Source organism: Streptomyces sp. P9(2023), assembly GCF_032436795.1.
Lineage (GTDB): Bacteria > Actinomycetota > Actinomycetes > Streptomycetales > Streptomycetaceae > Streptomyces.
This window is the reverse complement of sequence record NZ_JAUPWM010000878.1, coordinates 1-233: the sequence shown is the minus strand read 5'-3', so window position 1 is coordinate 233 and position 233 is coordinate 1. Positions and strand designations below refer to the sequence as shown.

Genomic DNA, 233 nt, shown 5'->3' with positions numbered 1-233 from the left:
GTTGCTGGGCACCGAGGTGAACAAGGAGTCCGCAGTGGCGCGGTTCATGATGAACTCGATCATGCTGCCCGAGCTGGCGCTCGGCGTCGCTCTCGGCATCGGGCTGTTCCAGATCAGGTCCGGCGAGCTGTCGATCGGTCAGCTGTCGGCCTACTTCGCCACGGTCACGCTCATCACGAACCCGGTACGCATGCTGGGCAACATCCTGGGCATGGTCGTGACGACCATGCCCA

Annotated in this window: 1 protein-coding gene; it reads left to right on the top strand. The window is 63.5% G+C overall.

Annotated features, from left to right (window positions below; translation table 11 throughout):
* Window positions 1-34: 34 nt before the first annotated feature.
* Window positions 35-233 (top strand): hypothetical protein (locus Q5762_RS39770; RefSeq protein ID WP_315897194.1); only part of this gene is annotated, 199 nt, incomplete at its 3' end.